The sequence below is a fragment of the Pelagerythrobacter aerophilus genome, assembly GCF_003581645.1.
Classification (GTDB): Bacteria; Pseudomonadota; Alphaproteobacteria; order Sphingomonadales; family Sphingomonadaceae; genus Pelagerythrobacter; species Pelagerythrobacter aerophilus.
In genome coordinates this window covers 203,249-229,403 of record NZ_QXFK01000014.1, presented here as the reverse complement: position 1 = coordinate 229,403, position 26,155 = coordinate 203,249, and the positions used below count along the sequence as shown (strand labels likewise).

The 26,155-nt window shown below is 64.1% G+C and carries 27 protein-coding genes and 1 tRNA gene; 15 read left to right on the top strand and 13 right to left on the bottom strand.

What is annotated here, in order from left to right; translation table 11 throughout:
- Positions 1–18: 18 nt before the first annotated feature.
- Entirely contained in the window at positions 19–660 is a 642-nt protein-coding gene (locus D2V04_RS04945) for a lysoplasmalogenase family protein (protein WP_119512176.1), read from the bottom strand.
- A 135-nt stretch (positions 661–795) separates the two neighbouring features.
- On the opposite strand from D2V04_RS04945, the gene trmFO reads away from it, so the two are divergent.
- Entirely contained in the window at positions 796–2,148 is a 1,353-nt protein-coding gene (gene trmFO, locus D2V04_RS04940; RefSeq protein ID WP_119512175.1) for a methylenetetrahydrofolate--tRNA-(uracil(54)-C(5))-methyltransferase (FADH(2)-oxidizing) TrmFO, read from the top strand.
- A gap of 103 nt (positions 2,149–2,251) precedes the next feature.
- Here trmFO and D2V04_RS04935 read toward each other — a convergent pair whose 3' ends face one another.
- Both D2V04_RS04935 and D2V04_RS04930 read right to left on the bottom strand, forming a co-directional pair.
- Entirely contained in the window at positions 2,252–2,710 is a 459-nt protein-coding gene (locus D2V04_RS04935; RefSeq protein ID WP_119512596.1) for an EF-hand domain-containing protein, read from the bottom strand.
- A gap of 36 nt (positions 2,711–2,746) precedes the next feature.
- A complete protein-coding gene (locus D2V04_RS04930; protein WP_182849666.1) occupies positions 2,747–3,421 on the bottom strand; it encodes a squalene/phytoene synthase family protein in 675 nt (224 codons plus the stop codon).
- 101 nt (positions 3,422–3,522) lie between these two features.
- Between D2V04_RS04930 and D2V04_RS04925 the strand changes: the two genes are divergently transcribed.
- From D2V04_RS04925 to D2V04_RS04900, 6 genes are all read left to right on the top strand, one after another.
- Entirely contained in the window at positions 3,523–5,184 is a 1,662-nt protein-coding gene (locus D2V04_RS04925; RefSeq protein ID WP_119512174.1) for a TadE/TadG family type IV pilus assembly protein, read from the top strand.
- Complete coding sequence (locus D2V04_RS04920; protein WP_119512173.1) at positions 5,181–5,777, top strand: TadE/TadG family type IV pilus assembly protein; 597 nt, start codon at positions 5,181–5,183, stop codon at positions 5,775–5,777. Before D2V04_RS04925 ends, D2V04_RS04920 begins: the two co-directional genes overlap by 4 nt.
- Before the next feature lie 17 nt (positions 5,778–5,794).
- A complete protein-coding gene (locus D2V04_RS04915; RefSeq protein ID WP_182849665.1) occupies positions 5,795–6,430 on the top strand; it encodes a TadE/TadG family type IV pilus assembly protein in 636 nt (211 codons plus the stop codon).
- Positions 6,431–6,505: 75 nt separating this feature from the next.
- Positions 6,506–8,401, top strand: a complete 1,896-nt coding sequence (locus D2V04_RS04910) for a TadE/TadG family type IV pilus assembly protein (protein ID WP_119512171.1) — start codon at positions 6,506–6,508, stop codon at positions 8,399–8,401.
- Positions 8,398–8,985 carry a TadE family protein gene (locus tag D2V04_RS17875; protein WP_182849664.1) on the top strand — a complete coding sequence of 196 codons (588 nt, stop codon included), beginning with the start codon at positions 8,398–8,400 and terminating at the stop codon, positions 8,983–8,985. Before D2V04_RS04910 ends, D2V04_RS17875 begins: the two co-directional genes overlap by 4 nt.
- A gap of 26 nt (positions 8,986–9,011) precedes the next feature.
- Positions 9,012–9,665, top strand: coding sequence for a TadE/TadG family type IV pilus assembly protein (locus tag D2V04_RS04900; protein ID WP_119512169.1), 654 nt, complete (start codon positions 9,012–9,014; stop codon positions 9,663–9,665).
- 13 nt (positions 9,666–9,678) lie between these two features.
- Here the strand turns inward: D2V04_RS04900 and D2V04_RS04895 are convergent, their stop codons facing one another.
- From D2V04_RS04895 to D2V04_RS04880, 4 genes are all read right to left on the bottom strand, one after another.
- Positions 9,679–11,085, bottom strand: coding sequence for a pyruvate dehydrogenase complex E1 component subunit beta (locus tag D2V04_RS04895; RefSeq protein ID WP_119512168.1), 1,407 nt, complete (start codon positions 11,083–11,085; stop codon positions 9,679–9,681).
- On the bottom strand, positions 11,085–11,435 hold the full coding sequence (locus D2V04_RS04890) for a nuclear transport factor 2 family protein (protein WP_182849663.1): 351 nt from the start codon (positions 11,433–11,435) through the stop codon (positions 11,085–11,087). Before D2V04_RS04890 ends, D2V04_RS04895 begins: the two co-directional genes overlap by 1 nt.
- 2 nt (positions 11,436–11,437) lie before the next feature.
- A complete protein-coding gene (pdhA, locus tag D2V04_RS04885) occupies positions 11,438–12,529 on the bottom strand; it encodes a pyruvate dehydrogenase (acetyl-transferring) E1 component subunit alpha (RefSeq protein WP_119512594.1) in 1,092 nt (363 codons plus the stop codon).
- Between the two features lie 153 nt (positions 12,530–12,682).
- Positions 12,683–13,006, bottom strand: coding sequence for an FtsB family cell division protein (locus D2V04_RS04880; RefSeq protein WP_228766269.1), 324 nt, complete (start codon positions 13,004–13,006; stop codon positions 12,683–12,685).
- A gap of 185 nt (positions 13,007–13,191) precedes the next feature.
- Here D2V04_RS04880 and hppD point away from each other — a divergent pair, with 185 nt between their 5' ends.
- The 3 genes from hppD (at position 13,192) to D2V04_RS04865 (ending at position 15,071) form a co-directional block, all read left to right on the top strand.
- Positions 13,192–14,313, top strand: a complete 1,122-nt coding sequence (hppD, locus tag D2V04_RS04875; RefSeq protein ID WP_119512166.1) for a 4-hydroxyphenylpyruvate dioxygenase — start codon at positions 13,192–13,194, stop codon at positions 14,311–14,313.
- 17 nt (positions 14,314–14,330) lie between these two features.
- Positions 14,331–14,906: a VOC family protein gene (locus D2V04_RS04870; RefSeq protein WP_182849662.1), complete on the top strand. Its 576-nt coding sequence runs from the start codon at positions 14,331–14,333 to the stop codon at positions 14,904–14,906.
- An 88-nt stretch (positions 14,907–14,994) separates the two neighbouring features.
- Positions 14,995–15,071 (top strand) — tRNA-Arg (locus D2V04_RS04865).
- 26 nt (positions 15,072–15,097) lie between these two features.
- On the opposite strand, the gene D2V04_RS04860 is transcribed toward D2V04_RS04865, so the two are convergent.
- The 3 genes from D2V04_RS04860 to grxC are packed head-to-tail and all read right to left on the bottom strand — an operon-like array spanning position 15,098 to position 16,648.
- On the bottom strand, positions 15,098–15,562 hold the full coding sequence (locus D2V04_RS04860) for a DUF1178 family protein (protein WP_119512165.1): 465 nt from the start codon (positions 15,560–15,562) through the stop codon (positions 15,098–15,100).
- Between the two features lie 10 nt (positions 15,563–15,572).
- Positions 15,573–16,388 carry a carbon-nitrogen hydrolase family protein gene (locus D2V04_RS04855; RefSeq protein WP_119512164.1) on the bottom strand — a complete coding sequence of 272 codons (816 nt, stop codon included), beginning with the start codon at positions 16,386–16,388 and terminating at the stop codon, positions 15,573–15,575.
- The gene (gene grxC, locus D2V04_RS04850; protein WP_119512163.1) at positions 16,385–16,648 is read right to left on the bottom strand and encodes a glutaredoxin 3; all 264 of its coding nucleotides are present in this window, start codon (positions 16,646–16,648) and stop codon (positions 16,385–16,387) included. The genes D2V04_RS04855 and grxC overlap by 4 nt, the downstream gene beginning before the upstream one ends.
- Before the next feature lie 168 nt (positions 16,649–16,816).
- Between grxC and D2V04_RS04845 the strand changes: the two genes are divergently transcribed.
- Positions 16,817–17,305, top strand: a complete 489-nt coding sequence (locus D2V04_RS04845; RefSeq protein ID WP_119512162.1) for an Hsp20 family protein — start codon at positions 16,817–16,819, stop codon at positions 17,303–17,305.
- Between the two features lie 396 nt (positions 17,306–17,701).
- Here D2V04_RS04845 and D2V04_RS04840 read toward each other — a convergent pair whose 3' ends face one another.
- The 3 genes from D2V04_RS04840 to tpiA all read right to left on the bottom strand — a co-directional run bounded on the left by D2V04_RS04840 (position 17,702) and on the right by tpiA (position 20,651).
- Positions 17,702–19,336 (bottom strand): CTP synthase, encoded by a 1,635-nt coding sequence (locus D2V04_RS04840; protein ID WP_119512161.1) that lies wholly within the window; start codon positions 19,334–19,336, stop codon positions 17,702–17,704.
- Between the two features lie 88 nt (positions 19,337–19,424).
- Positions 19,425–19,808, bottom strand: a complete 384-nt coding sequence (secG, locus tag D2V04_RS04835; RefSeq protein WP_119512160.1) for a preprotein translocase subunit SecG — start codon at positions 19,806–19,808, stop codon at positions 19,425–19,427.
- 78 nt (positions 19,809–19,886) lie between these two features.
- Positions 19,887–20,651 carry a triose-phosphate isomerase gene (gene tpiA, locus D2V04_RS04830; protein ID WP_119512159.1) on the bottom strand — a complete coding sequence of 255 codons (765 nt, stop codon included), beginning with the start codon at positions 20,649–20,651 and terminating at the stop codon, positions 19,887–19,889.
- 197 nt (positions 20,652–20,848) lie between these two features.
- On the opposite strand from tpiA, the gene D2V04_RS04825 reads away from it, so the two are divergent.
- Genes D2V04_RS04825 through pip form a run of 4 tightly spaced genes read left to right on the top strand, consistent with a single transcriptional unit; the run spans position 20,849 to position 26,110 of the window.
- Entirely contained in the window at positions 20,849–22,783 is a 1,935-nt protein-coding gene (locus D2V04_RS04825; protein ID WP_119512158.1) for a peptidylprolyl isomerase, read from the top strand.
- Positions 22,780–24,309 carry an anthranilate synthase component I gene (trpE, locus tag D2V04_RS04820; protein ID WP_407672043.1) on the top strand — a complete coding sequence of 510 codons (1,530 nt, stop codon included), beginning with the start codon at positions 22,780–22,782 and terminating at the stop codon, positions 24,307–24,309. The genes D2V04_RS04825 and trpE overlap by 4 nt, the downstream gene beginning before the upstream one ends.
- Positions 24,306–25,145, top strand: coding sequence for a phosphodiester glycosidase family protein (locus tag D2V04_RS04815; RefSeq protein WP_228766268.1), 840 nt, complete (start codon positions 24,306–24,308; stop codon positions 25,143–25,145). The genes trpE and D2V04_RS04815 overlap by 4 nt, the downstream gene beginning before the upstream one ends.
- Entirely contained in the window at positions 25,142–26,110 is a 969-nt protein-coding gene (gene pip / locus D2V04_RS04810) for a prolyl aminopeptidase (protein WP_119512156.1), read from the top strand. The genes D2V04_RS04815 and pip overlap by 4 nt, the downstream gene beginning before the upstream one ends.
- Positions 26,111–26,155 lie beyond the last annotated feature (45 nt).

The following is a 26,155-nucleotide window of genomic DNA, read 5'->3' as shown; positions in this document are numbered from 1 at the left end:
CTCGCCGGGCGCCCGCCGTTAGACGTTACGGCGCAGCGTCTGGATCACGCCGGTGGCGATCAGGAAGTGGCCGGCGAAATAGGCCGGCCAGACCAGCAGCCCCGGTAGCGCACTCGATGCGAGCGGCCCCATGCGCGCGAAGATCAGCCAGTCCGAGATGACGAACAGGAGTGCGCCGAATCCAACCCGGTAGCGCGGGAAACGGCTCATCCACGCACAGGCGGCCATGCCACCGAGCGCCAGGGCGTAGAGCGCGATCCCCTCGTCGCGCGTGAACAGCCACGAGATCAGCGGCGTGCCGATCAGCAAGGCAACAGCGAGCGCCTTCTGGCTGGGCGCAGGTGCCTCGCGGCCGTTGCGCAGGTAGAGACTCATCGCAGCGAGGTGCGACGCGAAGAAGGCCGCCCCGCCCCAGACGAAGTCGAGCTCCAGAAGCATGTCGCCGAGAGCCGATAGCGCCATGACGAGTGCGAGAAGCCTGCCGTCGGCGCTCGCGTGGCGCTGCCAGGCGTAGATCGCGAGGAAGCCGACCCCCGCTCCTTTGAGCAGGATCAGCCACAACTCACCGATCGGCCATTCGCGGACGAAGAAATAGACCGTCGCCGCAGCGATCGCGGCGAGCAGCCAAGGCCGGTGCTCAAGCAGTGCGCGTTTCGGCATCGTTCTCTTCCCCCTCGAACGCGCGTACTTGGACTTGAACCCTGTGGCGGGCAAGCACGAACGGTTCCGCTCCCGTAGCGCGCCCTCCCTCCCCGGCCATTGCAGGTTATCGATCCGAACCCTAGGTGCGCGCGCATGACCCATGACGTCCACATCATCGGCGGCGGCCTCGCGGGCAGCGAAGCAGCTTGGCAACTCGCGCAGCGCGGCTTTCGCGTACGCCTGTCCGAGATGCGCGGGAGCGGCGACACGACGCCCGCGCACCAGACGGAGGGCCTGGCGGAGCTCGTCTGCTCCAACAGTTTCCGTTCCGACGACGACGAGCGCAACGCCGTCGGCCTGCTGCACCACGAGATGCGGCGTCTCGACTCGCTGGTGATGCGCGCCGGCGAGATCGCACGCGTTCCTGCGGGGTCGGCGATGGCGGTCGATCGCGACGTGTTCTCAGCCGAAGTCGAGCGGGTGCTCACGGCGCATCCGAATATAACGGTCGTGCGCGAGCGGATCGACGAACTGCCGACCTCCGGCCTCACGGTCGTGGCCACGGGGCCGCTCACCGCGCAGGGACTGGCGGAAAGTATCGTCAGGGCAACCGGGCAGGACCGCCTCGCCTTCTTCGACGCCATCGCGCCGATCGTCCACCGCGAGTCCATCGATATGGACGTGTGCTGGTTCCAGAGCCGCTGGAACAAGGGTGACGGGAAGGACTACATCAACTGCCCGATGACGAAGGAACAGTACCTCGCCTTCCATCAGGGCCTGCTCGACGGGGAGAAAATCGCCTTCAAGGATTGGGAGGCCGACACCCCCTATTTCGAAGGCTGCATGCCGATCGAGGTCATGGCCGCGCGCGGCGTCGACACGCTGCGCTACGGCCCGATGAAGCCGGTCGGGCTCGACAATCCGCGCGACACGACACCGGAGTTCCCTCAAGGACGCTGGCCCTATGCCGTCGTGCAGTTGCGGCAGGACAACAAGCTCGGCACGCTGTGGAACATGGTCGGCTTTCAGACCAAGCTGAAGCACGGCGCGCAGGTGGAGTTGTTCCGCACGATCCCCGGGCTGGAGAATGCCGAGTTCGCACGCCTGGGCGGCTTGCACCGGAATACCTTCCTCAATTCGCCGCTGGTGCTCGACCGGCAGCTACGCCTCAAGGGCGGTGAGCATGTCCGTTTCGCCGGGCAGATCACGGGATGCGAGGGCTACGTCGAAAGCTCGGCCGTGGGGATCATGGCCGGATTGATGACCGCGGCCGAGCTGGCGGGTACGGCGTGGACTCCGCCGCCGCGCAGCAGCGCCATGGGAGCGCTTCTCGCGCATATCACGGGCGACGCGGAGGCCGAGACGTTTCAACCGATGAACGTCAACTTCGGGCTCTTCCCTCCGCTTCACGACGTGAAGAAGAAGTCGCGCAAGGAAGCCTACACGAGCCGCGCCAAAGCCGATTTCAGTGAATGGCTGGAGAGTGCCGCCCGCGTTCCGGCCTAGGCTGAAATAATGCGCACGAGCATCTCCGCAGAGAGGCACCTGGAAACACAGAAGAGGGCACAACGGGCCAACACACGAGGCCCGGCAGGCGACCGCTGGCTTGCTAGCATTTACATGCCGGCTTCGGATTGCGCTTCGGTGCAGTCGTTGCGAACTCCGCCGCAGTCAGTTCCTCATTTCCATCGGCGTCGGCGCCTTCGAAGCGCTCGGCCGTCGTGACGGCCCATTCCTCGAAAGTCAGCAGATTGTTGCCGTCCTTGTCGAGTTTGCGGAAGCCGTCGCTTCGCGTCGACAGCATCTCGTTGCGCGTTATCTTGAGGTCGCGATTGCGGTCGTAGCGGAAGAAGCGCCGCTGCTCGCGCGTCAGCTCGGTTGCCTCGGGCGGCTCTGGACCGCTCAAGTTTCCGGGATCGACTTGCGGCAGCGTCTCGTCATCGGGTTCCGCGATTTCGGGCAACGGCGGTGGAGCTCCTCGCTCGACCTCGGCCCTTCCCTGCCACCAGAACATACCGATCCCGACAAGAATCAAGGCGCCGACCGCCCCCAGCACGAGCCGGTTCATCGTCCACTCTCCCCCTGCTTCGCGGGGGATCATAGGCTAACGGCCGATCATGCCAAGACGCAGCGCAGCAAGAATGTCGCGCCTCCCTGTGACGAGCGGCGCCCCTCCAAGAAGGAGAGCACGGTGCGCAAGCCCTCGCAGCACCGCCAGCGGACGCAGCGCGCGGGGCAGGCGCGGGAAGCGATGCTCTTGCCCTTCCGCCAGACGACACGCCGTCTGCCGCTCCTGGTCGTCACTCACCCGGGCCGCGAGATCGGCAAGAGCCCAAACCCTTCCGGCATCGCGAGCTATCTCTTCCGCGGACGGCTCACCTGCGAGGCGGGCGAGCGCCGCGAACGCACCGGCGCGGCCGTCGGCAAAACTTTCGAGAGCGGAACCTGGTAACGGTGCAGCGCCGACGAGTTGCTCCCACCCGTCTATCAGGCGAATGAGCGCGTGTTCCTCTCCCGGCCATGTCTCGCCGAGCGTGTCGAGTATGGGATCACCCCTCGCCCGCTCCTCCTGTGGCTTGCTCAGCTCATCGCGCCACCACGCCAGGCGCAGCTGCGCGAGCAGCGGCTCGTTGGCCTTGGCGACAAGCTCCCCCAGGCGTGCGTCGAGAGCGAACAGCGCAGCGGTCTGCGCACGAATACGTTCGGGCGCGTAGTTCAGCGCCAGCCGCTGCGGCAAGGGGAGGAAACCGAGATCCATCGAGTCTGCTGCCGATAGCACCGATCGGGCCGACCACGCCACGTCGATCCGAGATGCATCGCCTATTTGGAGTTTCTTAATGCCGTCTTGGTAGGCGCAAGGCGAACAACTTCGGACGTTCCATGAGGGGTATCGGCATCGCCACATCGCTTGCAGCGCTCTGGCGCGATCGGGGGGGAAACACCCTGCCGATTTTCGCGGCATCGCTGATTCCGCTGCTCGCGATCGTGGGCGGCGGGGTCGACGCCAGCCGCGGCTATCTGACCAAGACGCAGTTGCAGAACGCCTGCGACGCCGGCGTACTCGCGGGCCGCCGCGCCATGGCGAAGTCTGGTCTGTTCGAAACCTCCGAAAAGGCGAAAGCATCGCGCATGTTCGATGCGAACTTCGATTCCGCTATCGTCGACGCAGAAGAGGTGACCTTCGATACCCGAGCCGGCACGGACGGTGACGTCTACGGTACGGCCACAGCGACGATCCCGACCGTGCTGATGAAGCTGTTCGGCACCAACGAGCTGTCGTTCTCGACAGGATGCATGGCCGAGCTGCAGATCACCAACACCGATGTGATGTTCGTGCTCGATACGACCGGGTCCATGGCAGGTACCCGTATCCAGGGCCTGCGCGACGCGGTGAAGGACTTCCACAAGACCATCGCTTCGTCAGTAACCGACGACGATGTACGGGTACGCTACGGCTTCGTACCGTACAGCATGACCGTGAACGCCAGAAACTTGCTGGTCAACGGCGACATGCCGAAAGATTATATAGCCAACACCGCCCGCTATAACGTGCGGAAGGCGGTGTTCGATTCCCATGAATGGGCTTGGACGGGCTCGAAATGGGAGCAAGTCTACAAGCTGTCCGGATGGCGCCGCGAACCCACCGAGATCGATGTATCGTTCCTTAAGGACTTTACCTCGGTCAAGATCGTAAGCAAAGTTGAGGGAGAGGGCCGGAACGAAGATCCGGCCTATATCAAGGGTACCCCCGCAAGTCCCCGTGAATACGACATGCTCAGACTCGCGACGATGTCCGGCACGGTTGGGGTCAAGACACTCAACTATTCTTGGGGCGGATGCATCGAAGAGCGTGCAACGGTGGTCGATGGGGATATGGATCCTGTCCCCTCCGGCGCCACCGACCTTGACATCAACTCCGCGCCGAACAGTGACGATACACGTTGGAAACCATATTTCGCCCCATATGTCGTCGGGACGCGCAATTCGGCGAGCGCCGCTGACAACTGCCCCTCGCCGATGCAGCTATACAAAAAAGTTGACCTAACGCCGAACGAGATCCCGGAATGGCTCGACAACTATGTCGATGGACTGGTCGTCCGGGGCAATACCTATCACGATATCGGGATGATCTGGGGAGGGCGTCTGGCGAGTCCGAGCGGAATTTTTGCCGATCTCGTTAACGATGAACCCGATCGCTCAGTCAGTCGGCACATCATCTTCATGACTGATGGCGAAATGCTCCCCGTGCTGAGTGGCTACTCTGCATATGGGATCGAACAATACGATCATCGTGTAGCCCCCTCCGGCAGCGATACCGATGATCTGATCGCTTACCACAATGCCCGCTTTGTGGCGGCATGCAACGCAATCAAGGACGAAGGCTACACGGTCTGGGTAATCGGCTTCGGTTCGTCACTGACGACGCAGATGAAGAACTGCGCGACGGGCCATAGAGCGTATTACTCCAACGACTCCGACGAACTCCGAGCCACCTTCCGCTACATCGCCTCACAGGTGGCCGACCTGAGGCTCGGCGAATGAACCGCTTGCGTGCTCTTCTCCGCGACACAGCGGGCGTTACGATCATCGAGTTCGCGATCGTGGCTCCGGTGTTGCTGACGCTGATCTTCGGCGTGCTCGACCTCGGTCATGGGCTCTACATGCAGTCGGTGCTCCAGGGCGCGGTGCAGGACGCGGGGCGCGACGCCGGCTTGGAGAGCGGGCGTACGGCGCAAGCCACGATCGACGAGAGCGTGCGGACGAGCGTCCAGGCCGTCATGCCGTTCATTCCTGACGAGGATATCGACATCAAGCGCTCCAACTACGTCACGTTCAGCGACATCGGCGTGCCGGAGGACTATGACGACACCAACAACAACGACCTGTACGATATCACGGAGTGCTTCACCGATCAGAATGGCAACGGCCAGTGGGACGATGACATCGGCGCCGACGGGCTCGGCGGGGCGGACGATGTCGTCTACTACGAAGTCACAGTCGGGTACGATCGCCTCTTTCCTCTCTGGTCCATGATCGGCTTGCAGCAACGGGCCACGGCGCAGGCGACCACCGTCATGCGCAACCAGCCGTTCGGTGAGCAAGCAGCCCGCAAGACGGTGCGCATATGTCCGTGACGCGCCTTGCTTCGTGGGTGACGCGCGAATTCCGCACGCTCGCCGGCGCGCGTGATGGCGTAGCTCTGATCGAGTTTGCCTATTCGCTGCCGATCATGGTCACGCTCGGCCTCGGCGGCCTCGAGCTCGTCAACTACACGACCGCACATCTGCGGGTGAACCAGATCGCGATATCGCTGGCCGACAACGCCTCGCGCGCCAAGCAGGAGGTGGTCGGCAGCAATCCCCGCTTCCGGGAACTCGACGCCAACGAGTCGATCCGCGCCGCGCAGTTACAGGGCGGCAATCTGAACTTGAAGGCAAACGGCCGTGTCGTTCTCTCCAGCCTTGAGGTGAATGGAGACGGTGGCCAGTGGATCCACTGGCAGCGTTGCGGCGGAGACAAGTCCTATCCTTCACGTTACGGCGCGGAAGGCGAGGGAGAAACGGGAACGTCGTTTGCCGGGATGGGCGCTGGCACGCGCATGGTGCAGGCGGAACCGAGATTCGCGATCATGTATGCCGAGGTCTTCTATGACTATCAGCCGGTCGTGTTCCGCGGTCTGATCCCGGAACAGACGATCTACAAGACGGCCGCGATGTACGTCCGCGACGATCGCGATTTGACCAATATCTTCAACCCGGACCCGGCAGCTACCAAAAGCGCCTGCTGAACCGAAGCGAACGAACTCAATAAATTAACCCCAGTCATTCACGATAATCTTACTGCGGCTCGATAACAGCGAAGGGTGGGAAATCGTCTCGCCTCGCCGCCTCGGCCGGTCGCCGGATTGCTGACGCGCCTCGTGCGCGATCGGTCGGGCAACACGCTGGCCATCATTGCCGCGGCGATTGCGCCGATCCTCGCCATGGTCGGCGGCGGGATCGACATGGGGCGCTCCTACCTCAGCCAGAGCCGGCTACAGCAGGCCTGTGATGCCGGGGTGCTCGCCGCGCGAAAGCGGCTGGGCGCGCAAGCCGCCGCCACCGGTGAAATTTCGCCCGACGTTGCCGAGACCGGACAACGCTTCTTCAACATCAACTTCCGCTCGGGCTCCTACGGCACCGAGGACCGCGATTTCGTGATGACACTGGAGGACGATTTCGCGATCTCAGGCGTGGCAACGGTCGACGTCCCGACCACGATCATGCAGATCTTCGGCTTCACGGTCGTTCCGGTGCGCGTCGAGTGCGAGGCGCAGATCGACTTTGCCAACACCGACGTGATGATGGTGCTCGACGTCACAGGTTCCATGGCGCAGCGCAATCCGGGCGATACGCTCTCGCGCCTCGATGCGATGAAGCAGACGGTTGCGACCTTCCATGCGCAGCTCGCCGCCGCGTCGCAGGCCGGTTCGCGCATCCGCTACGGCTTTGTCCCCTATTCGACCAATGTCCATGTGGGCCATCTGCTGCGCGACGAATGGGTCGCTGGGACATGGAGCTATCAGTCGCGCGAGAAGCATGACGACCTGACCAGCCCTGCGTCGCGGACATATACGACGCCTGCAAAACGCGTATCCGGCTCGATCACGGTGAGCAATTACACGTCCTACAAGGCCAGCTTCACCGAATTGAAAGGATACCACTGTCCTTCGAAGCCGTCGGGGAAAATCACCACCGGCACCGAGGTCACGGAGACTCTGACGGACGTTCTCACGCCCATACCCGGCGTCCGCCACGAGTGGACTTATCTTCGCACGCGCAATGGGAACAGCTATTCGACCGTTCTGAACGATACCACCTGCATCGTGCGCCAGCACACGTACGACAATTATGTCGACACCTACAAGAAGATCCAGGAACCCGCGCTCCTGAGCGAAGCGCAATGGCGATATGCGCAGATCGAGTACGATGTCGGTGACTGGCGCACGACCGGAAACGGCTGCGTGGAGGAGCGCGATACCTACGAGATCGCGGATTTCAGCGCCGTGGACCTGAGCCGCGCCCTGGACCTCGACCTCGATCGGATTCCGGTCAGCGGCAATCCGTCGACGCAATGGCGGCCGATGATACCCTCCTACATCTTCGGCCGCGCACTGCGCTGGGACGGCAGGGGCAAGTTCGACACCAGGGAGACGATCACCACCGAGGACTATGTTTCCCCGGTCGGGCTCGATTCCGCCGCCTGCCCTGCGCCGGCGCGCAACCTGTCCGCGATGACGGCCGACGAGTTGCAGGACTATCTCGAAACCCTGCGGGCGGAAGGCAGCACATATCACGACATCGGAATGATCTGGGGCGGCCGCCTCATCTCCCCGACCGGCCTGTTCGCAGCGGAAAATGCGGATGCCGCCAATTCGATGACCAGTCGCCACCTGATCTTCCTCACCGACGGCGAAACCGCGCCGCTCGATCTCAGCTACTCAAGCTATGGCTTCGAACCGCTCGACCAACGGCGGTGGTCGCCGGACTCCCCGCTCTCGCTTGCCGAAACCGTCGAGAAGCGTTTTGCCTTCGCTTGCGGAGAAGTACGCCGGAAGAACGTCACGGTATGGGTCATCGGCTTCGGCATCACCTTGACCGACGTGATGAAGAACTGCGCCGGCGAGGGACATTACTTCGAAGCCGCCGACGCGGCCGAACTCAACGCCTCGTTCGCCGCGATCGCCGAGAGCATGAGCGACTTGCGGGTGAGCCGATGACGCGGGCGCGCAATCTTTTCGTCGATCGCGGGGGTGCCGCCCTGGTCGAATTCGCGCTGGTGGCGCCGGTGCTGCTGCTGATGCTGCTGGGCATGTTCGACATGGGCTACAACTACTACGTCCAGTCGCAGCTCCAGGGCGCCATCCAGAAAGCCGCGCGCGATTCCGGCATCGAAGGCGCGCATTCGCGGATGGGCGAGATCGACGCACGGGTGGCCGATGCAGTTCACGCCATCGTGCCGGGCGCGGAGGTGACGTTCTCGCGCAAGGCCTACGCCCGCTTCTCCGACGTCGCACGACCGGAGGATTTCAGCGATATCGACGGCAACGGCACCTGCAACGACGGCGAACCGTTCGAGGATGCGAACGGCAACGGCATCTGGGATGAGGATCGCGGTGCAGAAGGCCTCGGCGGCGCGCGCGATGCGGTGCTCTATGTCGTGACCGTGAGCTACACGCGCGCTTTCGCCATCAGCGCTTTCATCGGCATGCCGGACACGTTCACCACCCAGGCGACGACGGTGCTGCGCAATCAGCCTTACGGCGAGCAGGATGTCTCGTCGCTGGTCAGGAATTGCGGATGAGCCCGCTACGCGCTCTCCTCAGGCGTATGTGCCGCTCGACGTCGGGCACCGCACTTACCGAATTCGCGCTCGCCGCGCCGCTGGTCATGACCGCGGGCCTCTGGGGTGTGGAATCGGCGCATCGCGCGGTCGTGCAGATGCGTATCAGTCAGATCTCGGTGTTGATCGCGGATAACGCGTCGCGCGTGGGCGAGAACTCGCTGCTCGGCGAAACCAAGCTTTACGAGACCGACATCAACGACGTGCTTTACGGCGCGCATGTCCAGGCCGGGAACTTCGACCTCTACAAGCACGGGCGGGTGATCCTATCCAGTCTGGAAGTCGTGCCGGGAACCCAGGACCAGCAGTACATTCACTGGCAGCGGTGCAAGGGCGAATTGGTCCACACCTCAAGCTACGGACACGCCGGCGACGGCCTCATGAGCGGCATTCCCGGCATGGGACCGCCCGGCGAGGAGATCATCGCGTTCGAAGGCGAGGCGGTGATGTTCGTCGAGGTCGTGTATGACTATCAGCCGCTGATCTCGCGCGCCTTCACCCATGCCGACAAGATAAGCGCCACCGCCGCCTTCAACGTGCGCGACAATCGCGATCTATCGCAAGTCTACCAGCACGATGCCGGGGACCCGGACGCGACCGCGGATTGCAACGTGTACGACGGGGTGGCGACGCTCGGCTGAGCGCCGCCCCAGGTCAGACGTAGCAGACCTTCTTCACCGCTTCGACGATCCGCGGCGCATCGATCAGCGCCATCTTCTCGAGGTTCGCCGCATAAGGCAGCGGAACGTCCTCGTTGCACACGCGAAGGACCGGTGCGTCGAGGTGGTCGAAGCCCTCCTCCATACAGATCGCGATCACTTCCGAGGCGATCGAGCACGTCGGCCAGCCTTCTTCCGCGACCACCAGGCGGTTGGTCTTGGCCAGGCTTTCGAGGATCGTCTGGCTATCGAGCGGACGCAGCGTGCGCAGGTCGATCACTTCCGCATCGATGCCTTCTTCGGCCAGCTTCTCCGCCGCCTGGAGCGCAAAGCCGACCCCGATCGAATAGCTGACGATGGTCACGTTGGAACCTTCGCGCACGATCCGTGCCTTGCCGATCGGCAGGACGTGGTCGTCGAGTTCGGGCAGTTCGAAACTGCGACCGTAAACCAGCTCGTTCTCGAGGAACACGACCGGATCCTCGCTGCGGATCGCGGCCTTGAGCAGACCCTTGGCGTCCGAGCTGTCGTAGGGCGCGATCACGATCAGGCCGGGCACGCTGGCGTACCAAGGGCCGTAGTTCTGGCTGTGCTGAGCGCCGACGCGGCTGGCCGCACCATTCGGACCGCGGAAGACCACCGGGCAGCGCATCTGCCCGCCCGACATGTAATTGGTCTTGGCTGCCGAGTTCACGATGTGGTCGATCGCCTGCATTGCGAAGTTGAAGGTCATGAACTCGACGATCGGCCGCAGACCGCCCATCGCAGCACCCGTGCCGATCCCGGCAAAGCCGTACTCCGTGATCGGGGTATCGATCACGCGCTTGGGCCCGAATTCGTCGAGCAGTCCTTGCGTGACTTTGTAGGCGCCCTGATACTCGGCGACTTCCTCGCCCATGACAAAGACGCGCTCGTCGCGGCGCATTTCCTCCGCCATCGCATCGCGCAGGGCTTCGCGCACGGTGACCGTCGCCATGTTGGTGCCGTCGGGAATGGCCGGATCGGACTTGGGCTCCGACTTCGGCTTGCCCGGAGCGATCGCTTCCTTCTCGTCGCCGGACTTTTCCTGATCTCCCGCAGTCGCTGGAGAATCAGGCTGTTGGTCCTCTTCGTCGGAGGTTGCTGCCTCCGCGGGGGCCTCGACCTCGGAGGCATCTTCCCCCTCGCCCGCGAGCATGGCGATCACAGTGCCGACCTTGACGTTCTCGGTGCCTTCCGGAACCAGGATCTTGCCGACCGTGCCTTCATCGATGGACTCGAATTCCATCGTCGCCTTGTCGGTCTCGATCTCGGCGAGAATATCGCCGCTCGAAACCGTGTCGCCTTCCTTGACCAGCCACTTGGCGATCGTGCCTTCCTCCATGGTCGGGGAAAGGGCTGGCATTTTAAGTTCGATGGCCATCAGTCGGTTACCGTCTGCTGATGTTGAATGAGATGCCAGCCGGCATCGGCACCGCGATAGGTGCTCGAGCAGTGGCAGGTGTAAGTTTCGTCGTCACCGCGTTTGGCTTCGGCGCGATAGGCGAGCACTGCAACGTCCTTCCCGAAGCGCGCCACATGCCTCTCGGACATGTCGAGCTCCCGCCAGCGCGGCGCATTCTCGAGGCCCGCGATAGCGCCGGCGCGATCCATCACGCCCATGCCCGGGAAAACCATCACACAGTCCGGTGCGACCAGCTCACCATAAGCCTCGGCACCCTCGGTCCACAGCCGCCGCTCGGCATGCCACAAGTTGTCGTCGGTGATCGCCAAGCTCAGTACTCCTCCACCAGGACATCGGTGTAGAGTTCGCCTGCTTCCGGCTCGGGAGAATTTTCGGAGAAATCAGCCGCTTCCGACACGATCTTGCGAATTTCCTTGTCGATCGCCTTCAGATCGTCCTCGCTCTTGCCTTTCTCGACCAGGACTTTCTTGAGGCCCTCGATCGGATCCTTGTGCTCGCGCACGTCCTGCACTTCCTCGCGCGTACGGTACTTGGCCGGGTCGGACATCGAGTGACCGCGATAGCGATAGGTGTTGAGCTCCATCAGCACCGGCCCCTTGCCCTCGCGGACGTGCTTGAATGCGACTTCGGCCGCCGCACGCACCTCGAGCACGTCCATGCCGTTGACGTCCATGCCAGGGATGCGGAACGCCGTACCGCGCCGATGGAATTCCGTCTCGGCGCTGGATCGCGCGGTGCTGGTGCCCATTGCATACTGGTTGTTCTCGATCACGAAGACGATCGGCAGCTTCCACAGCGAGGCCATATTGAAGGTCTCGTAGACCTGGCCCTGGTTCGCCGCGCCGTCGCCGAAATAGGCGAGGCACAGGCCGCCGTCTTCGTTGTACTTGTGCGCGAGCGCGAGCCCGCCGCCGAGCGCCACCTGCGCGCCCACGATGCCGTGGCCGCCGTAGAACTTATGCTCGGTGCTGAACATGTGCATCGAGCCGCCCTTGCCTTTCGAGATGCCGGCCTGGCGCCCCGTAAGCTCGGCCATGATGACCTTGGGATCGATACCGTAAGCGAGCATGTGGCCATGATCGCGGTAGCCGGTGATCACGCTGTCCTTGTCGTTGTCGAGCGCGCTCTGAAGCCCGATGGCAACCGCTTCCTGTCCGATGTAAAGGTGGCAGAAGCCCCCGATCAGGCCCAGGCCATAGAGCTGCCCCGCCCTCTCCTCGAACCGGCGGATGAGCAGCATCTGCCGGTAGAACGCCATCATCTCGTCTTCGGAGGCGTCGTAGGTTTTCGCCTTCTCGAACGCTTCCTGCAGACTGTGCAGCGCGAAATCGGGATCGTCGGACGGGCCGCCCTGCTGCTGGCTTTTCGCGGGCGTCTTGCGGGTCTTGGCGGTTCTGGCCAATTCTCTTTCCTCGGTTGTGGCGATCACCTGGGGAGGTGCGCCGCATCGCGCGGCATGCCGCGCCTATAGGCGCAAGCAGCGCGCACGTGCAACGCCCCGGACTGCAGATGAATACGAAATTCCCGACAGTGCAAGAGAGTGCCCGCTGCCGGCTTACTCGTCCTGGGGTTCGAGGATCAGAACGACCTCGTCCGGATGCACTACGTTGAAGTTCTGGCGCAACTGCTCGCCAACGAGATCGGGATCCGCGTGATCCGGGTCCAGCAACTTCACACGGTTGCGGAGCGCGTCGCGCTGTTCCGTCAGCTTTGCGATGCGCGTCTGGTGCTTGCCCAGCAACTGCTCGTTCTCGCCCCATGCGAGCAGCCCGCTCGGCCCCGCGATCGCCAAACCCATGAGCAGCAAAAGCAGCGCCAGGGCGAACCCTTGCGTCAATTGCTCCCTCGGCAAAGTGATCTTGTGCCCTGCTCTCGTCACGAGAACGACAGAATCACAGTTAATGCCGCTATTCAAGCGGTTTGTCTGCGATCATCACCCATTTGCGACGACCCGATGCTCCTGCGCGAGCCCTATGGCGTCTCCCAAGCGTTTTTCAAATGGCCCACCCTTGCGGAACGGGATCGAATTGGTTACACTTGAAACCAACAGAGGAGACCACATTCATGCCCGACCTGTTCGAAAATCCCGCCAGCCTCGATGGCTTCGAGTTCGTGGAATTCTGCGCGCCCGAAAAGGGCGTTCTCGAACCGGTGTTCGAAGCCATGGGCTTCACGCACGTGGCCACTCACCGCAGCAAGGATGTGCACCTGTGGCGCCAGGGTGGAATCAATCTGGTCACCAATTACGAGCCCAGAAGTGCTGCTTGGTATTTCGCCCGCGAGCATGGCCCGTCCGCCTGCGGCATGGGGTTCCGCGTGAAGGATGCCGCCAAGGCCTGGCAGCACCTGATGGACAGGGGGGCCGAACCAGTCCACGTCGAGACCGGACCGATGGAACTGCGCTTGCCTGCCATCCGCGGCATCGGGGGCGCGATCCTTTACCTCGTCGACCGCTATGAGAACGAGGATGGCGAAGGTCTGTCGATCTACGACATCGATTTCGAATATCTGCCCGGTGTCGAGAAGCACCCGGTCGGCGCCGGTTTCAAGCTGATCGACCACCTGACGCACAACGTCTACGGCGGACGGATGAAGTACTGGGCGGACTATTACGAGACGCTCTTCAACTTCCAGGAAATCCGCTATTTCGACATCAAGGGCGAATATACCGGTCTCACCTCGAAGGCGCTGACCGCGCCCGACGGCAAGATCCGCATCCCGCTCAACGAAGAAGGCGACGGCGGCAAGGGCCAGATCGAGGAATACCTGCGCGAGTTCAACGGCGAAGGCATCCAGCACATCGCCCTGATCTGCGACGACCTCGTCGCCTGCTGGGACAATCTCAAGAAGCTGGGCGTGCCGTTCATGACCGCGCCGCCCGCCACCTATTATGAGATGCTCGACGAGCGCCTGCCCGGCCACGGCGAGGACGTAGAGGCGCTGAAGGCGCGCGGCATCTTGCTCGACGGCACTACCGAAGGCGGTCATCCGCGCCTGCTTCTGCAGATCTTCGCGGAGGCGCAGGTCGGTCCGGTGTTCTTCGAGTTCATCCAGCGCAAGGGCGACGAGGGCTTCGGCGAAGGCAACTTCAAGGCGCTGTTCGAATCGATGGAACGCGACCAGATCAAGCGCGGCGCGCTCAAGGTCGAGGACGCGCAATCCGTTCAGACGGAACCGGCCGAGTAGGCCACACGGAGGTAGCGATGACCGAACAGGCAATGCACCCGATCAAGCTCGGCGGGGTCCACCACGCGGCCTACCGGTGCAAGGATGCCAAGGAGACGGTCGAATGGTACGAGAAGGTCCTCGGCATGGAATATGTCAGCGCCTTCTCCGAGGACCATGTACCGTCGACTGGCGAATACGATCCCTACATGCACGTGTTCCTCGACGCGGGTAACGGCAACGTGCTGGCGTTCTTCGAGCTGCCTCAGCAGAAGGACATGGGCCGCGACGAGAACACGCCCGCATGGGTCCAGCATCTCGCCTTCCGTGTCGGTTCGGAGGAAGAGCTGCTGGCCGCGAAGGAGCATATCGAAAGCCTCGGCATCGACGTGCTCGGCCCGACACATCACGGTATCTTCAAGTCGATCTATTTCTTCGATCCCAACGGCCACCGCGTGGAGCTCGCCGCCGACATCGGGACCGACGAGCAGTACGCCGAGCTCAAGCGGGTCGCGATGCCGATGCTGGAGGAATGGTCGCAGACCAAGAAAGCCCCCCGGCACGCCGACTGGCTCCACGAGATCGCCCGCGCCGAACACGCCGCCAAGGGCTGATGCCGCGGCGCTGGCTTCGCCCGCGCATGAGCCAGCTTCTGTGTAGTTCTTGCAGCACCGCGCCCGCGACCCTAAAGCGCGCTGCGGGGCGCCCGTAGCTCAGTCGGATAGAGCACCAGATTCCTAATCTGGGGGCCACAGGTTCGAATCCTGTCGGGCGCACCACGACCGCTACCAGCAACTTCGGTCGATCAGTTGATCTCGTCGGGCTCAGCCACGGGGAACGGCAGCGGGGCGAGCGAGATGCCCTCGTCCAGCAATTCCTTCGCTTCCTTGAGCGTCGCCTTGCCGTGGATCGCCTCGAGATCCTTCTCGCCATAGTGCATCGCCCGCGACTCCTCTGCGAAGCCGTCGCCGACCCAGCGGCTGCTCTCGAGCGCTTTCGCCTGGGCTTTCGCGAGCGCTTCCATCGCCTTGCGCACCTCCGGCGGGATCTTGCCGCCGCTCATCGGCTTCTTTTTGGTCTCGCCGGCGGCAGGACGCTGATTGCTCTTGGCCCCGACCGCGGGCGCCATCGGCGCCTTGGCGATTTCGGTTGAACCGCACCGCGGGCAAGTGACGAGCCCGCGCGTCTTCTGCCCGGCAAAGTCGTCGGACGAGCCGAACCAGCCTTCGAAACGGTGCCCTTCAGCGCAGGAGAGTTCGAATACGATCATAGCGGGCGCGCTAGTCGGGCATCTGGCGGCGATTGGCAAGGCTGGGAACCTGCCGGCGGACCTCGGCGATCCGCTCTGCATCGATCTCGGCAAAGCCCAGTCCCGGCCCTTCGCCACCCATGTCGAGCAGGACTTCTCCCCACGGATCGACCACCAGGCTGTGCCCGTAGGTTCGCCGGCCGTCCTCGTGAGTGCCGACCTGCGCCGCAGCGATCACGTAGGCGCTCGCCTCGATCGCCCGCGCCCGTTGAAGCACGTGCCAGTGCGCCTCGCCGGTCGGGACGGTGAAGGCAGCGGGGATCGCAATCGCATCGCACCGGCGGTTGCCGAGCGCCTCGAACAGTGCGGGGAAACGCAGATCGTAGCAGATCGAAAGACCCAGTCGGCCGAGCGGCGTATCGGTTGTCACGATCTCCTCACCCGGACGATAAGCATTCGATTCGCGCCAACTCTCTCCGCTGGCGAGATCGACGTCGAACATGTGCATCTTGTCGTAGCGCGCGGCGATATCTCCGCCTGAATCGATCAGGTAGCTGCGGTTCGCCCACTTGCCGCCTCCGAGGTCGATCGCGAGGGAGCCGAGGGCGATCCATAGTGCCTTCCGCGCTGCCGCTTCCCGGACGGCGCTCAGCACGCGGTCGTCCGCTTCTCGCGCGATGTTCTTCGCGGCTCTGGCACGGTCGCGGTCGAGCAGACCCGACATTTCGGGCGTAAAAAGCATCGCCGCACCCTCGCCCGCAGCGCGTTCCGCGGCCTCCACGATCGTTGCGGCGTTGCGGCCCGGGTCGATCCCCGACTGCATCTGGAGAAGTGCGATGCGCGTCATCCGCCGAGCAGCGCGTCCAGCTTGCCTTCGCGTTCGAGCGCGTGGAGCTCGTCCGACCCGCCAACGTGGGTGTCGCCGATGAAGATCTGCGGCACCGTGCGCGCGCCCGGAGCCCGCTTCAGCATCTCGTCACGCTTCGGGCCGCCCAGAGTGATATCATATTCGGTATAATCGACATCCTTCTGGTCCAGCAGGCGCTTGGCACGAAAGCAATATCCGCATCCGAATTTGGTGTAGATGTCGACCTTTGGGGTACTCATTGATATTCCTCGGTTATTCTTGGCAAGAAGAGGCTCTTGAACGGCGGGCCGTGCTCCCTATCTGGCGAATGGAGGCGCATGCCGCAATGGATGTGTCCTCCGCCAAACCGCCGGGCGCCGCATTGGGCCCGGCACATAGTCAAATTGCTCTTAGGAGGATTTGTTTCGATGAACCGTTTTGATTTTACCCCTTACCGCCGCTCCACCGTCGGCTTCGACCATCTGTTCGACCTGCTCGAGCGGCAGGCGCGCAGCAACACCGGCGACAACTATCCGCCCTTCAACATCGAGCGCCGGGGCGAAGACAGCTATCGCATCGTTCTGGCGGTGGCCGGCTTCCGCCCGTCGGACATCGATATCACGGCGCAGCAGAACCTGCTCGTCGTTCAGGGCAAGAAGCGCGAAGAAACCGATAGCGAGAGCGAAATGCTCCATGTGGGTATCGCCAATCGCGGGTTCGAGCGTCGCTTCGAACTGGCCGATTACGTCCGCGTCGAGAACGCGCGGCTCGAGGACGGCCTGCTCGCGATCGATCTGGTCCGCGAAGTGCCTGAAGCGATGAAGCCGAAGAAGATCGCCGTGAACGGGCAGAAGACGCTCGAGGTCGTCCGGGATGACGACGGCGACGAGAGCGAAGACAAGGCCGACGCCGCCTGACAGGTACTGGCAAGCTGGAACGGTCCGCCTCTGGAAACGGGGCGGGCCGTTTTGTTCAATTACAGACGGAGGCAGCGGCCGGAGATGGAGGCGGGCCCGAAAGCCCGCCCCCGCGGCGCGGACGCCGCCTTGTCACGGAGCATGATCGTCCGGGTCGCAGAAGACGATCAACTCCGAGCCAAGCTCGATTCAATAGCCTGGAGCCCCTCGCGGACGACTCACGAAAAAAATCGCGCGTGCCCAACGGCATCATGCGCTGAATTCATCAAAAGATAAAGCCGAGGCGCAAACATCTGTGCCTCGCTGTCCCGATTTGACGCTGTTTATTGCGCCCATACGGGTCAGAGAGGCCTATGATTTCGCAAGTTCGCCAACGATAATACGCGCTTAGGCGGCTTAGACGAGGCGCGATTGGTCCAGCGCGGCCGCTACGAAGCCGGCGAACAGCGGGTGCGGATCGAATGGTTTCGATTTCAGTTCCGGATGGAACTGCACCCCGACGAACCACGGATGTTCGGGGCGCTCGACGATTTCCGGCAGCAATCCGTCAGGCGACATGCCCGAGAAGATCAGGCCCCCGCTCTCGAGCGCGTCGCGATAGGCGACGTTGACCTCGTAGCGATGGCGATGGCGCTCCGATATTTCCGTGGCCCCGCCATAGATGCGCGAGACGTGGCTGTTGCCTGCAAGCTTGGCATCGTATGCGCCAAGCCGCATCGTTCCGCCAAGATCCCCGCCGGCCTCACGCTTCTGCAGGCCCTCCTCGCTCATCCATTCGGTGATGATGCCGACCACCGGCTCCTGAGTCTCGCCGAACTCGGTCGAGGACGCACCTGGATGGCCGGCGCTGCGCGCGCCTTCGATGCAGGCCATCTGCATGCCGAGGCAGATGCCGAGGAACGGTACGCCGCGCTCCCGCGCGAAACGGACGCTCGAGATCTTCCCTTCGGACCCCCGTTCGCCGAAGCCGCCGGGCACCAGAATGCCGTGAAGCGGCTCAAGCTTGGCCGCGAGCTCCGAATCCTCGCCCTCGAACAGTTCCGCATCGATCCAGCGGATGTTGACTCGAACCCGATTGGCCATGCCGCCGTGGATAAGCGCCTCGTTGAGCGACTTGTACGCATCGGGCAGGCCGACGTACTTGCCGACCACACCGATCGTCACCTCGCCTTCGGGATGCTCGTAGCGGTCGAGGATGTCGTGCCAGATCGAAAGATCCGGCTCCGGCGCGTCCTCGATCCCGAAGCCGCGCAGCACCTGCGTATCGAGCCCTTCGCGGTGATATTGCAGCGGCACCGCGTAGATCGACGAGGCATCGAGTGCCGGAATGACCGCTTCGGGGCGGACGTTGCAGAACTGGGCGATCTTGCGGCGATCGCTGTCGGGCAGCGGATGCTCGCAGCGGCACAGGAGGAGATCGGGCTTGATCCCCAGGCTGGCGAGTTCGCGCACCGAGTGCTGCGTCGGCTTGGTCTTCAGTTCGCCGGCCGCCGCGATGTAGGGCACCAGCGTGACGTGGACGCTCAGCGTCCGGTCTGGCTCGAGCTCGTTCCGGAGCTGACGGATGGCTTCCATGAAGGGCAGCGATTCGATGTCGCCCACCGTGCCGCCGATCTCGCACAGGATGAAGTCGTGGTCGTCCTGGTCGGCGAGCGCGAATTCCTTGATCGCGTCGGTCACGTGCGGAATCACCTGGACGGTCGCGCCCAGATAGTCGCCACGCCGCTCCCTGGCGATGATCTGCTGATAGATACGGCCCGAGGTCACGTTGTCGCTCTGGCGCGCGGAAACGCCCGTGAAGCGCTCGTAGTGGCCGAGGTCGAGGTCGGTCTCCGCCCCGTCGTCGGTGACGTAAACCTCGCCGTGCTGATAGGGGCTCATCGTCCCCGGATCGACGTTGAGGTAGGGGTCGAACTTGCGAATGCGGACCTTGAACCCGCGTGCCTGCAGCAACGCGCCGAGGCTCGCCGCCATGAGACCTTTACCGAGCGAAGAAACCACGCCGCCGGTGATAAATATGTACCGCGCCATGGGAGTCGGGCCTTACGCGTGAGGTATGAGTCGGGGCAAGCGGAATGGTGCGGGCAAGCGCCCGCAATCCACAACTGCCAGTGTGAAGTTACTGGGTGACGTCGGCCAGCGGATCGTCACCGGCCGGAGCAGGGGGCTGCGTAGCAGGTGCCGCAGGCGCCGGCGTACCGCCAGCGGCCTCTCCGAGCGGATCGGCGATCGAGCGGTCGAGCGTCGAGGTAATGCTGTCCTGTCCGGTCGTCTCGGCCGCAATCACCGCGAGCGCGATCGAGAGGAGGACGAAAACGACCGCCAGCCACTTCGTCGCCCGGGTGAGGAAGTCTGCCGCGCCGCGGGCGCTCATCAATCCACCCGGGCTACCGCCACCGCCGATGCCAAGCCCGCCGCCCTCGGAACGCTGCATCAGCACGACGCCGACCAACGCCGCGGCGACGATCGCCTGGAGCACGAAAAGGAAAATGAAGAGGGACATGCGTTCTATCTCGATCCGTTTGCCCGCGCATCTAGGGACTGCGCGGCGTCGGGGCAAGCCGCCCCTCCGGCGTAGGGCTTATTGCTCGTGCACTTCGGCAGCAGCAATGACGATACCCATGAAGCTGTCTGCCGTCAGGCTCGCACCGCCGACCAGCGCGCCGCCGACCTCGTCCGCCGACAGCAGTTCGCGGGCATTGTCCGCCTTGACCGACCCGCCATAGAGGATTCGTATCGACGCACCGTCGGCGTCCCCATAGCGTTCGACCAGCAGTTCGCGGATCGCACGATGCATGACGCCGATATCGTCGACCGTCGGCGTGCGGCCGGTGCCGATCGCCCAGACCGGCTCGTAAGCAACCGTCAGCATCTCGCCGGCCCGCTCGTGCTTCTCGGGCAGCGAGGCGCGAAGCTGGGAAGCGACGAATTCGATGGCATTGCCCGCGTCGCGGACATCCTCGGTCTCGCCGCAGCACATGATCACCCGCAGGCTCGCGGCCAGGGCCGCCTCCGCCTTGGCACGAACCAGCGCGTCGTCTTCGCCGTGGTTCTGCCGCCGCTCGCTATGTCCCAGAATCACGAACTTCGCGCCCGCGTCGGCGACCATCGTCGCGGAGACATCACCGGTATGCGCACCGTCGGTGGAGCAATGGCAATCCTGAGCGCCGACGCCGATTTGCTCGACTTCCCGGTGGGTCGCGTGAATCAGTGTGAACGGCGGCGCAAGCGCCACTTCGACCTTCATCATGTTCTGCGCCGCGCGGTCGATGGCACGCGCCTGGGCGAGCATCGCCCGCGTGCCGTTCATCTTCCAGTTTCCAACGATATAGGGCCGTTCGGCCATGACAATCCGTCCTGTAATCCCGATTTAGACGATTCCGATCGCCGCCTATATGGGGCGATACGCCCCGGCCGCCAGATGCTTCGCCTTGCAGGGCCAAAAGCGCTGCCGACCTGTTGCCGGGACGCCGCAGGCCGGATAAAGCGCTCGCCGTATAGCGCAACCCCAAATCGATCGCAGCTTCCGGAACCACCCACGACATGCTCCTATTCTTCCGCAACTTCTTCAACTCGAAGTTTGGCGTTCCCATCACGTTGGCCTTTCTGGCGCTGATCGCGATCGCCTTTGCGAGCAGCGATCTGGCCAACTCGGGCACCTTCGGCGGCGTCGCCGGCGGCGACCGGGTGGCGGTGGTCGGCGATCGGAAGATCGATTCGGCCGATCTGATCAGCAGCGCGAACGCAGCGCTCGATCAGGCTCGGCAGAGCAATCCGAATCTGTCGATGAACGCCTTCATCGAACAAGGCGGACTGGACGACGTCCTGGACCAGATGATCGATCGCGCGGCGATCGCCGAATATGCACGCCTTCACGGGCTCCGCGCGGGGGAGAACCTGGTCAACAGCGAGATCATGGCCATTCCGCAATTCCGCGGCGCCAACGGAGAGTTCGACACGAACACGTTCCGTCAGTTGATCGCCGCCCAGGGCCTCTCGGAAGCGACGTTCCGCGCCGATCTGGCGCAGGGCCTGCTCGCCCAGCAACTGCTCGTTCCCGTCGCGATCGGCGGGAAGGCCCCGGAAAAGGTCGTGACGCACTACGCCGCATTGCTCAAGGAACGGCGCCGCGGCGCTATCGCGGTCCTCCCGGCGCGGGCTTTCGCGCCGACCGGCGATCCCAGCCAGTCCGCTCTCGAAGCCCACTACACCGAAAGCCGCGCCGATTTCATTCGGCCCGAGCGCCGGGTAATCCGGTATGCGGTGTTCGGCGCCGATACCCTCGGCAAGCAGGCCGAACCGACCGCGGCCGAAATTCGGGCGCGCTATGACGAAAATCGTGCGCAATATGCGGCGAGCGAGAATCGCCGTCTCACGCAGCTCATCGTTCCCACGCAGGACGCGGCGAATGCCATCCGCCAGCGGGTGAGCACAGGCGGTTCGCTGGAAACGGCAGCACGTGAGGCCGGATTCGACACGGCGGCGCTGGGGCCGATTTCCCGGGAAGATCTAGCGGCTCGCAGCTCACCCGAAGTCGCCCGCGCCGTTTTCGCAGCGAACCGCGGAGAGATTGCGGCGCCTGCACGAAGCGGCCTCGGCTGGCACGTCGTGCGGGTGGACGAGATCGATACGACGGCGGCGCGCAGCTTCGAGCAGGTTCGCAGCGAGATTGCCGACGCGCTGCGGGTCGAAAAGCGCCAGAATGCTCTCGCCGATCTTGCTGCGAACGTCGAAGAGCAGTTCGCGGACGGCGTTTCGCTGTCCGACGTCGCGAAGGACCTCGGCGCCGAACTGCAAACCACGCGTCCGCTGCTTGCATCGGGCGGCGTCTACGGCACGCCGAACGAAACTGCGCCCCAAGTTCTCGCGCCTGCGATGGAGACGGCATTCCAGATGTCCGAAGGCCAGCCGCAGGTTGCGGAGATCGAACGAGGCCAGACGTTCCTGATCTTCGAGGCGAGCCAGATCATCCCCTCGGCCGCTGCGCCGCTGGCGGAGATCCGCGACGACGTGGTCGCTTCCTGGCGGCAGGCGCAGGGCGCCAAGGCGGCGCGCGCCGCAGCGGATCGTATCCTGCAGCGCGTCAAGGACGGTGCGACGCTCACTGCGGCAATCGGCGAGGAGGAGCAGGATCTGCCAGGTGTGGAGCAGATCGATCTCACGCGTGAACAGCTTGCCGCGATGCAGGGGCGGTTCCCCCCGCCGATCGCGCTGCTGTTCAGCATGGCCGAGGGTACTACGAAGAAGCTTGAAGCGCCGGACAGCAACGGTTGGTTCGTCGTCGATCTCGACGACATCGAGACCGGCGAGGTGAGCCGTGAAGATCCGGTGTTCGCGCAGGCGAGCGCGGACCTTGGAGGCGCGATGGGCCGCGAATACGCCGATCAGCTTCGTCTCGCGCTGCGCAAGGAACTCGGCGTCGAGCGCAACGAAACGGCGATCGCGGCGATCCGCAAACAGCTCCTCGGGCAAAATTGAGGGGGTCGGCTCTGGCCGCCCCGGGTCTCTCGAACGCGGGCGCCGCTCGCAGTGCGCTTGCTGCGGGACGGCCGGCGCTCGTCTGGCGCAAGGTCGTTGCCGATACCGAAACGCCGGTGGGCGCGGCGCTGAAGCTGATCGAACCGGGCCGGGGCGACTTCCTGCTCGAATCGGTCGAAGGCGGCGAGGTGCGCGGGCGCTACAGCCTGCTCGGCCTCGATCCGGATCTGGTGTTCCGCGCCGAAGGCGATCATGCCGAAATCAACCCGTGCTGGCGCGAAGATCGGGCGGCGTTCGCGCCGTGTAGCGAAGGGGCGCTGGCGGAACTGCGTGCACTCGTTGCCCGCTGCCGGATTGACGTGCCCGAGGCCCTGCCCCCAGCCCTCGCCTGCCTCGTCGGCTATTTCGGATACGAGACCATCGGGCTGGTCGAGAAGCTGCCGCGCGCGCCGCAGAGCTCGGTCGCCCTGCCCGACATGCTCTTCGTCCGCCCGACCGTGCTGCTCGTGTTCGACCGTCTGGGCGACGAACTTTTCTGCATCGCGCCGATCTGGGCGGAAGGCGGCGATCCGGACCATGCAATCGAAGCTGCAGAAGAACGGATCGATGACACCCTGCGAAAGATGGCCGGCCCCGTCGCGCCGGCAGATCGCGCGGCAAACCTGCCGGAGATGGCACTGGCCCCGACGATGGCCGGCGAAGACTACGCCGCAATGGTTGCGCGCGCGAAGGGCTACATCGAAGCCGGCGACATCTTCCAGGTCGTGCTCGCCCAGCGCTTCACGTGTCCCTTCCCGCTACCGCCGTTCGCGCTCTACCGAGCGCTGAGGCGGGTGAACCCCTCACCGTTTCTCTATTTCCTCGATCTACCCGGCTTCGCTGTCGTCGGGTCGAGCCCCGAGATCCTCGTCCGGGTGCGCGACGGGGAGGTCACGATCCGTCCGATCGCCGGTACGCGCCCGCGCGGCGCCACACCTGAGGCCGATCGTGCGGCAGAGGCCAGCCTGCTCGCCGATCCCAAGGAACGCGCCGAACACCTCATGCTGCTGGATCTCGGCCGCAACGATGTCGGCCGCGTCGCCGCAAAGGGCACGGTCGAAGTGACCGACAGCTTCACCGTCGAACGCTACAGCCACGTCATGCATATCGTGAGCAACGTTGTCGGCCGTCTCGGTGCCGACAAGGACGCATTGGACGCGCTCTTCGCAGGCTTCCCCGCAGGCACTGTCAGCGGCGCACCGAAGGTCCGCGCGTGCGAGATCATTGCGGAGCTCGAGCCCGAAACACGGGGGGCTTACGCAGGCGGCGTTGGCTATTTCGCACCAGACGGATCGGTCGACAGCTGCATTGTCCTGCGCACCGGTGTGGTGAAAGACGGCGTGCTCCACGTCCAGGCCGGTGCGGGCATCGTCGCCGATAGCGACCCGGCCTACGAACAACGCGAATGCGAAGCCAAGGCCGGCGCCCTCCTCGCCGCCGCACGGGAGGCCGCGCGGATCGCGCAGGAACCGGGATTCGGCCAGTGAAACGTCTGCTCGCCCTCGCCGCGCTCCTTGCCCTCACCGCGTGCGAAAAGCAGCCGGCGGGTGAACCCGTCATTCGCACGGAAATTGGAAGCGGCGTGGCTGAAAAAACGGACGCGCCTTCCCCAACCCCCACACCGACTCCGAGCGTCGCTTCGGCCTGCGAGAGCGTCACCTTCGAAGGCGCGGCCTTTACGCATTGCCTCGCCGACCCCGCGAAGCACCGCATTCTCACCGATCTCGGACCCGACGACGGCGCGCCCTACCGCAGCTTGGCGAAGCTCGCCGCCGCTCGCAGCGACGATGCGCCCAAGGTCGCGTTCGCGATGAACGGCGGGATGTACGATGGCGAAGGCAAGCCGATCGGCTACTACGTCGAGAACGGCGACCGTCTTGAGGAGCTCAACCGCGCGGACGGGCCGGGCAATTTCCACATGAAACCGAATGGCGTGTTCTTCGGCACCGGCGGCAAGTGGCAGATCCGTACGGCGGACGATTTCTACGCCAACGTCGGCGATCGCCCCGACTTCGGCACCCAGAGCGGCCCGATGCTCGTGATCAAGGGCAAGTTGCATCCCAAGATTTCGGAGGACGGGCCGAGCAAGGCGATCCGCAACGGCGTCGGCATAGACGCACAGGGTCGCGCCCACTTCGTCATCTCCGATGGACCGGTAAGCTTCGGCGTCCTCGCGCGTTACTTCCGCGACGTTCTCAAGACGCCCGACGCATTGTTCCTCGACGGTAGCGTCAGTGCGCTTTGGAACCCCGCCACCGATCGTCTCGACAACCGGGCACCGATCGGGCCGATGATCGTAGTCGAGCACAAGGACAAGCCATGATCCGGATTGCATACGAGCGCACTCTCTACCCACCCATCGAGCCGTACGAGACCGGAACGCTCGATGTCGGCGACGGCCACACGATCTACTGGGAGCGCGTCGGCACGCGCGGCGCCAAGCCGGCAGTCTTTCTCCACGGCGGCCCGGGTTCCGGCAGCAGCGATACGCAGCGCCGCCAATGGGACCCGGCGCTCTACGACGTGCTGCTGTTCGATCAGCGCGGCTGCGGCCGCTCCACGCCTTTCGCGAGTCTGGAGCACAATACGACTTGGGACATCGTCGCCGACATGGAGCGCCTGCGCGAGATGTGCGGGCACGAGACATGGCAGGTCTTCGGGGGAAGCTGGGGTTCGACCCTGGCCCTCTCGTATGCGCAAACACATCCCGAGCGCGTCAGCGAACTCGTGTTGCGCGGCATCTTCCTGTCGAGCCAGGCCGAACTCGACTGGCTCTACACTTACGGTGCGAGCGAGCTCTATCCGGAAGCCTGGGCGGACTTCATCGGGCTGATACCCGAGGACGAGCGGGACGACGTCGTCGAGGCCTATCACCGCCGCCTCACCAGCGACGATCACCCCACGAAACTCGCCGCTGCGAAAGCGTGGAGCACGTGGGAGGGTATGACGGTGACCCTCCTGCCCGATCCCGCAATGCTCGAGGAGTTCACCGAAGACGATCATGCGATCGCCATCGCCCGGATCGAGAACCACTACTTCCGCCACAAGTGCTGGCTCGAGGAAGGCCAACTCCTCGCCAACGCGCATCGATTGAAAGGCATCCCCGGCGTAATCGTGCAGGGGCGGCACGACTGCTGCACTCCCCCTGCCGCGGCGTGGGCGCTCAAGCAGGCGTGGCCCGAAGTAGACCTGCAGATCGTGCCGGACGGCGGGCACTTGTTTACCGAGCCCGGCATCACCGATGGCCTCGTCCGCGCCAGCGACCGGTTCGCGGGAAAGAGCGGCTGATAGCTTAACTTGCTTGATCGAGGGCGCCCGAATGGCGAAGGCCGC

What these genes read in the sequence shown, in the direction of transcription:
- D2V04_RS04895 (WP_119512168.1), bottom strand. Translation starts at nt 11,085, where the DNA reads ATGGCCATCGAACTTAAAATGCCAGCCCTTTCCCCGACCATGGAGGAA.
- hppD (WP_119512166.1), top strand. Translation starts at nt 13,192, where the DNA reads ATGCCCGACCTGTTCGAAAATCCCGCCAGCCTCGATGGCTTCGAGTTC.
- D2V04_RS04935 (WP_119512596.1), bottom strand. Translation starts at nt 2,710, where the DNA reads ATGAACCGGCTCGTGCTGGGGGCGGTCGGCGCCTTGATTCTTGTCGGG.
- pip (WP_119512156.1), top strand. Translation starts at nt 25,142, where the DNA reads ATGATCCGGATTGCATACGAGCGCACTCTCTACCCACCCATCGAGCCG.
- D2V04_RS04870 (WP_182849662.1), top strand. Translation starts at nt 14,331, where the DNA reads ATGACCGAACAGGCAATGCACCCGATCAAGCTCGGCGGGGTCCACCAC.
- grxC (WP_119512163.1), bottom strand. Translation starts at nt 16,648, where the DNA reads ATGAGTACCCCAAAGGTCGACATCTACACCAAATTCGGATGCGGATAT.
- D2V04_RS04945 (WP_119512176.1), bottom strand. Translation starts at nt 660, where the DNA reads ATGCCGAAACGCGCACTGCTTGAGCACCGGCCTTGGCTGCTCGCCGCG.
- D2V04_RS04920 (WP_119512173.1), top strand. Translation starts at nt 5,181, where the DNA reads ATGAACCGCTTGCGTGCTCTTCTCCGCGACACAGCGGGCGTTACGATC.
- D2V04_RS04900 (WP_119512169.1), top strand. Translation starts at nt 9,012, where the DNA reads ATGTGCCGCTCGACGTCGGGCACCGCACTTACCGAATTCGCGCTCGCC.
- secG (WP_119512160.1), bottom strand. Translation starts at nt 19,808, where the DNA reads ATGTCCCTCTTCATTTTCCTTTTCGTGCTCCAGGCGATCGTCGCCGCG.
- D2V04_RS04860 (WP_119512165.1), bottom strand. Translation starts at nt 15,562, where the DNA reads ATGATCGTATTCGAACTCTCCTGCGCTGAAGGGCACCGTTTCGAAGGC.
- D2V04_RS04855 (WP_119512164.1), bottom strand. Translation starts at nt 16,388, where the DNA reads ATGACGCGCATCGCACTTCTCCAGATGCAGTCGGGGATCGACCCGGGC.
- D2V04_RS17875 (WP_182849664.1), top strand. Translation starts at nt 8,398, where the DNA reads ATGACGCGGGCGCGCAATCTTTTCGTCGATCGCGGGGGTGCCGCCCTG.
- D2V04_RS04825 (WP_119512158.1), top strand. Translation starts at nt 20,849, where the DNA reads ATGCTCCTATTCTTCCGCAACTTCTTCAACTCGAAGTTTGGCGTTCCC.
- D2V04_RS04845 (WP_119512162.1), top strand. Translation starts at nt 16,817, where the DNA reads ATGAACCGTTTTGATTTTACCCCTTACCGCCGCTCCACCGTCGGCTTC.
- tpiA (WP_119512159.1), bottom strand. Translation starts at nt 20,651, where the DNA reads ATGGCCGAACGGCCCTATATCGTTGGAAACTGGAAGATGAACGGCACG.
- trmFO (WP_119512175.1), top strand. Translation starts at nt 796, where the DNA reads ATGACCCATGACGTCCACATCATCGGCGGCGGCCTCGCGGGCAGCGAA.
- D2V04_RS04840 (WP_119512161.1), bottom strand. Translation starts at nt 19,336, where the DNA reads ATGGCGCGGTACATATTTATCACCGGCGGCGTGGTTTCTTCGCTCGGT.
- D2V04_RS04925 (WP_119512174.1), top strand. Translation starts at nt 3,523, where the DNA reads ATGAGGGGTATCGGCATCGCCACATCGCTTGCAGCGCTCTGGCGCGAT.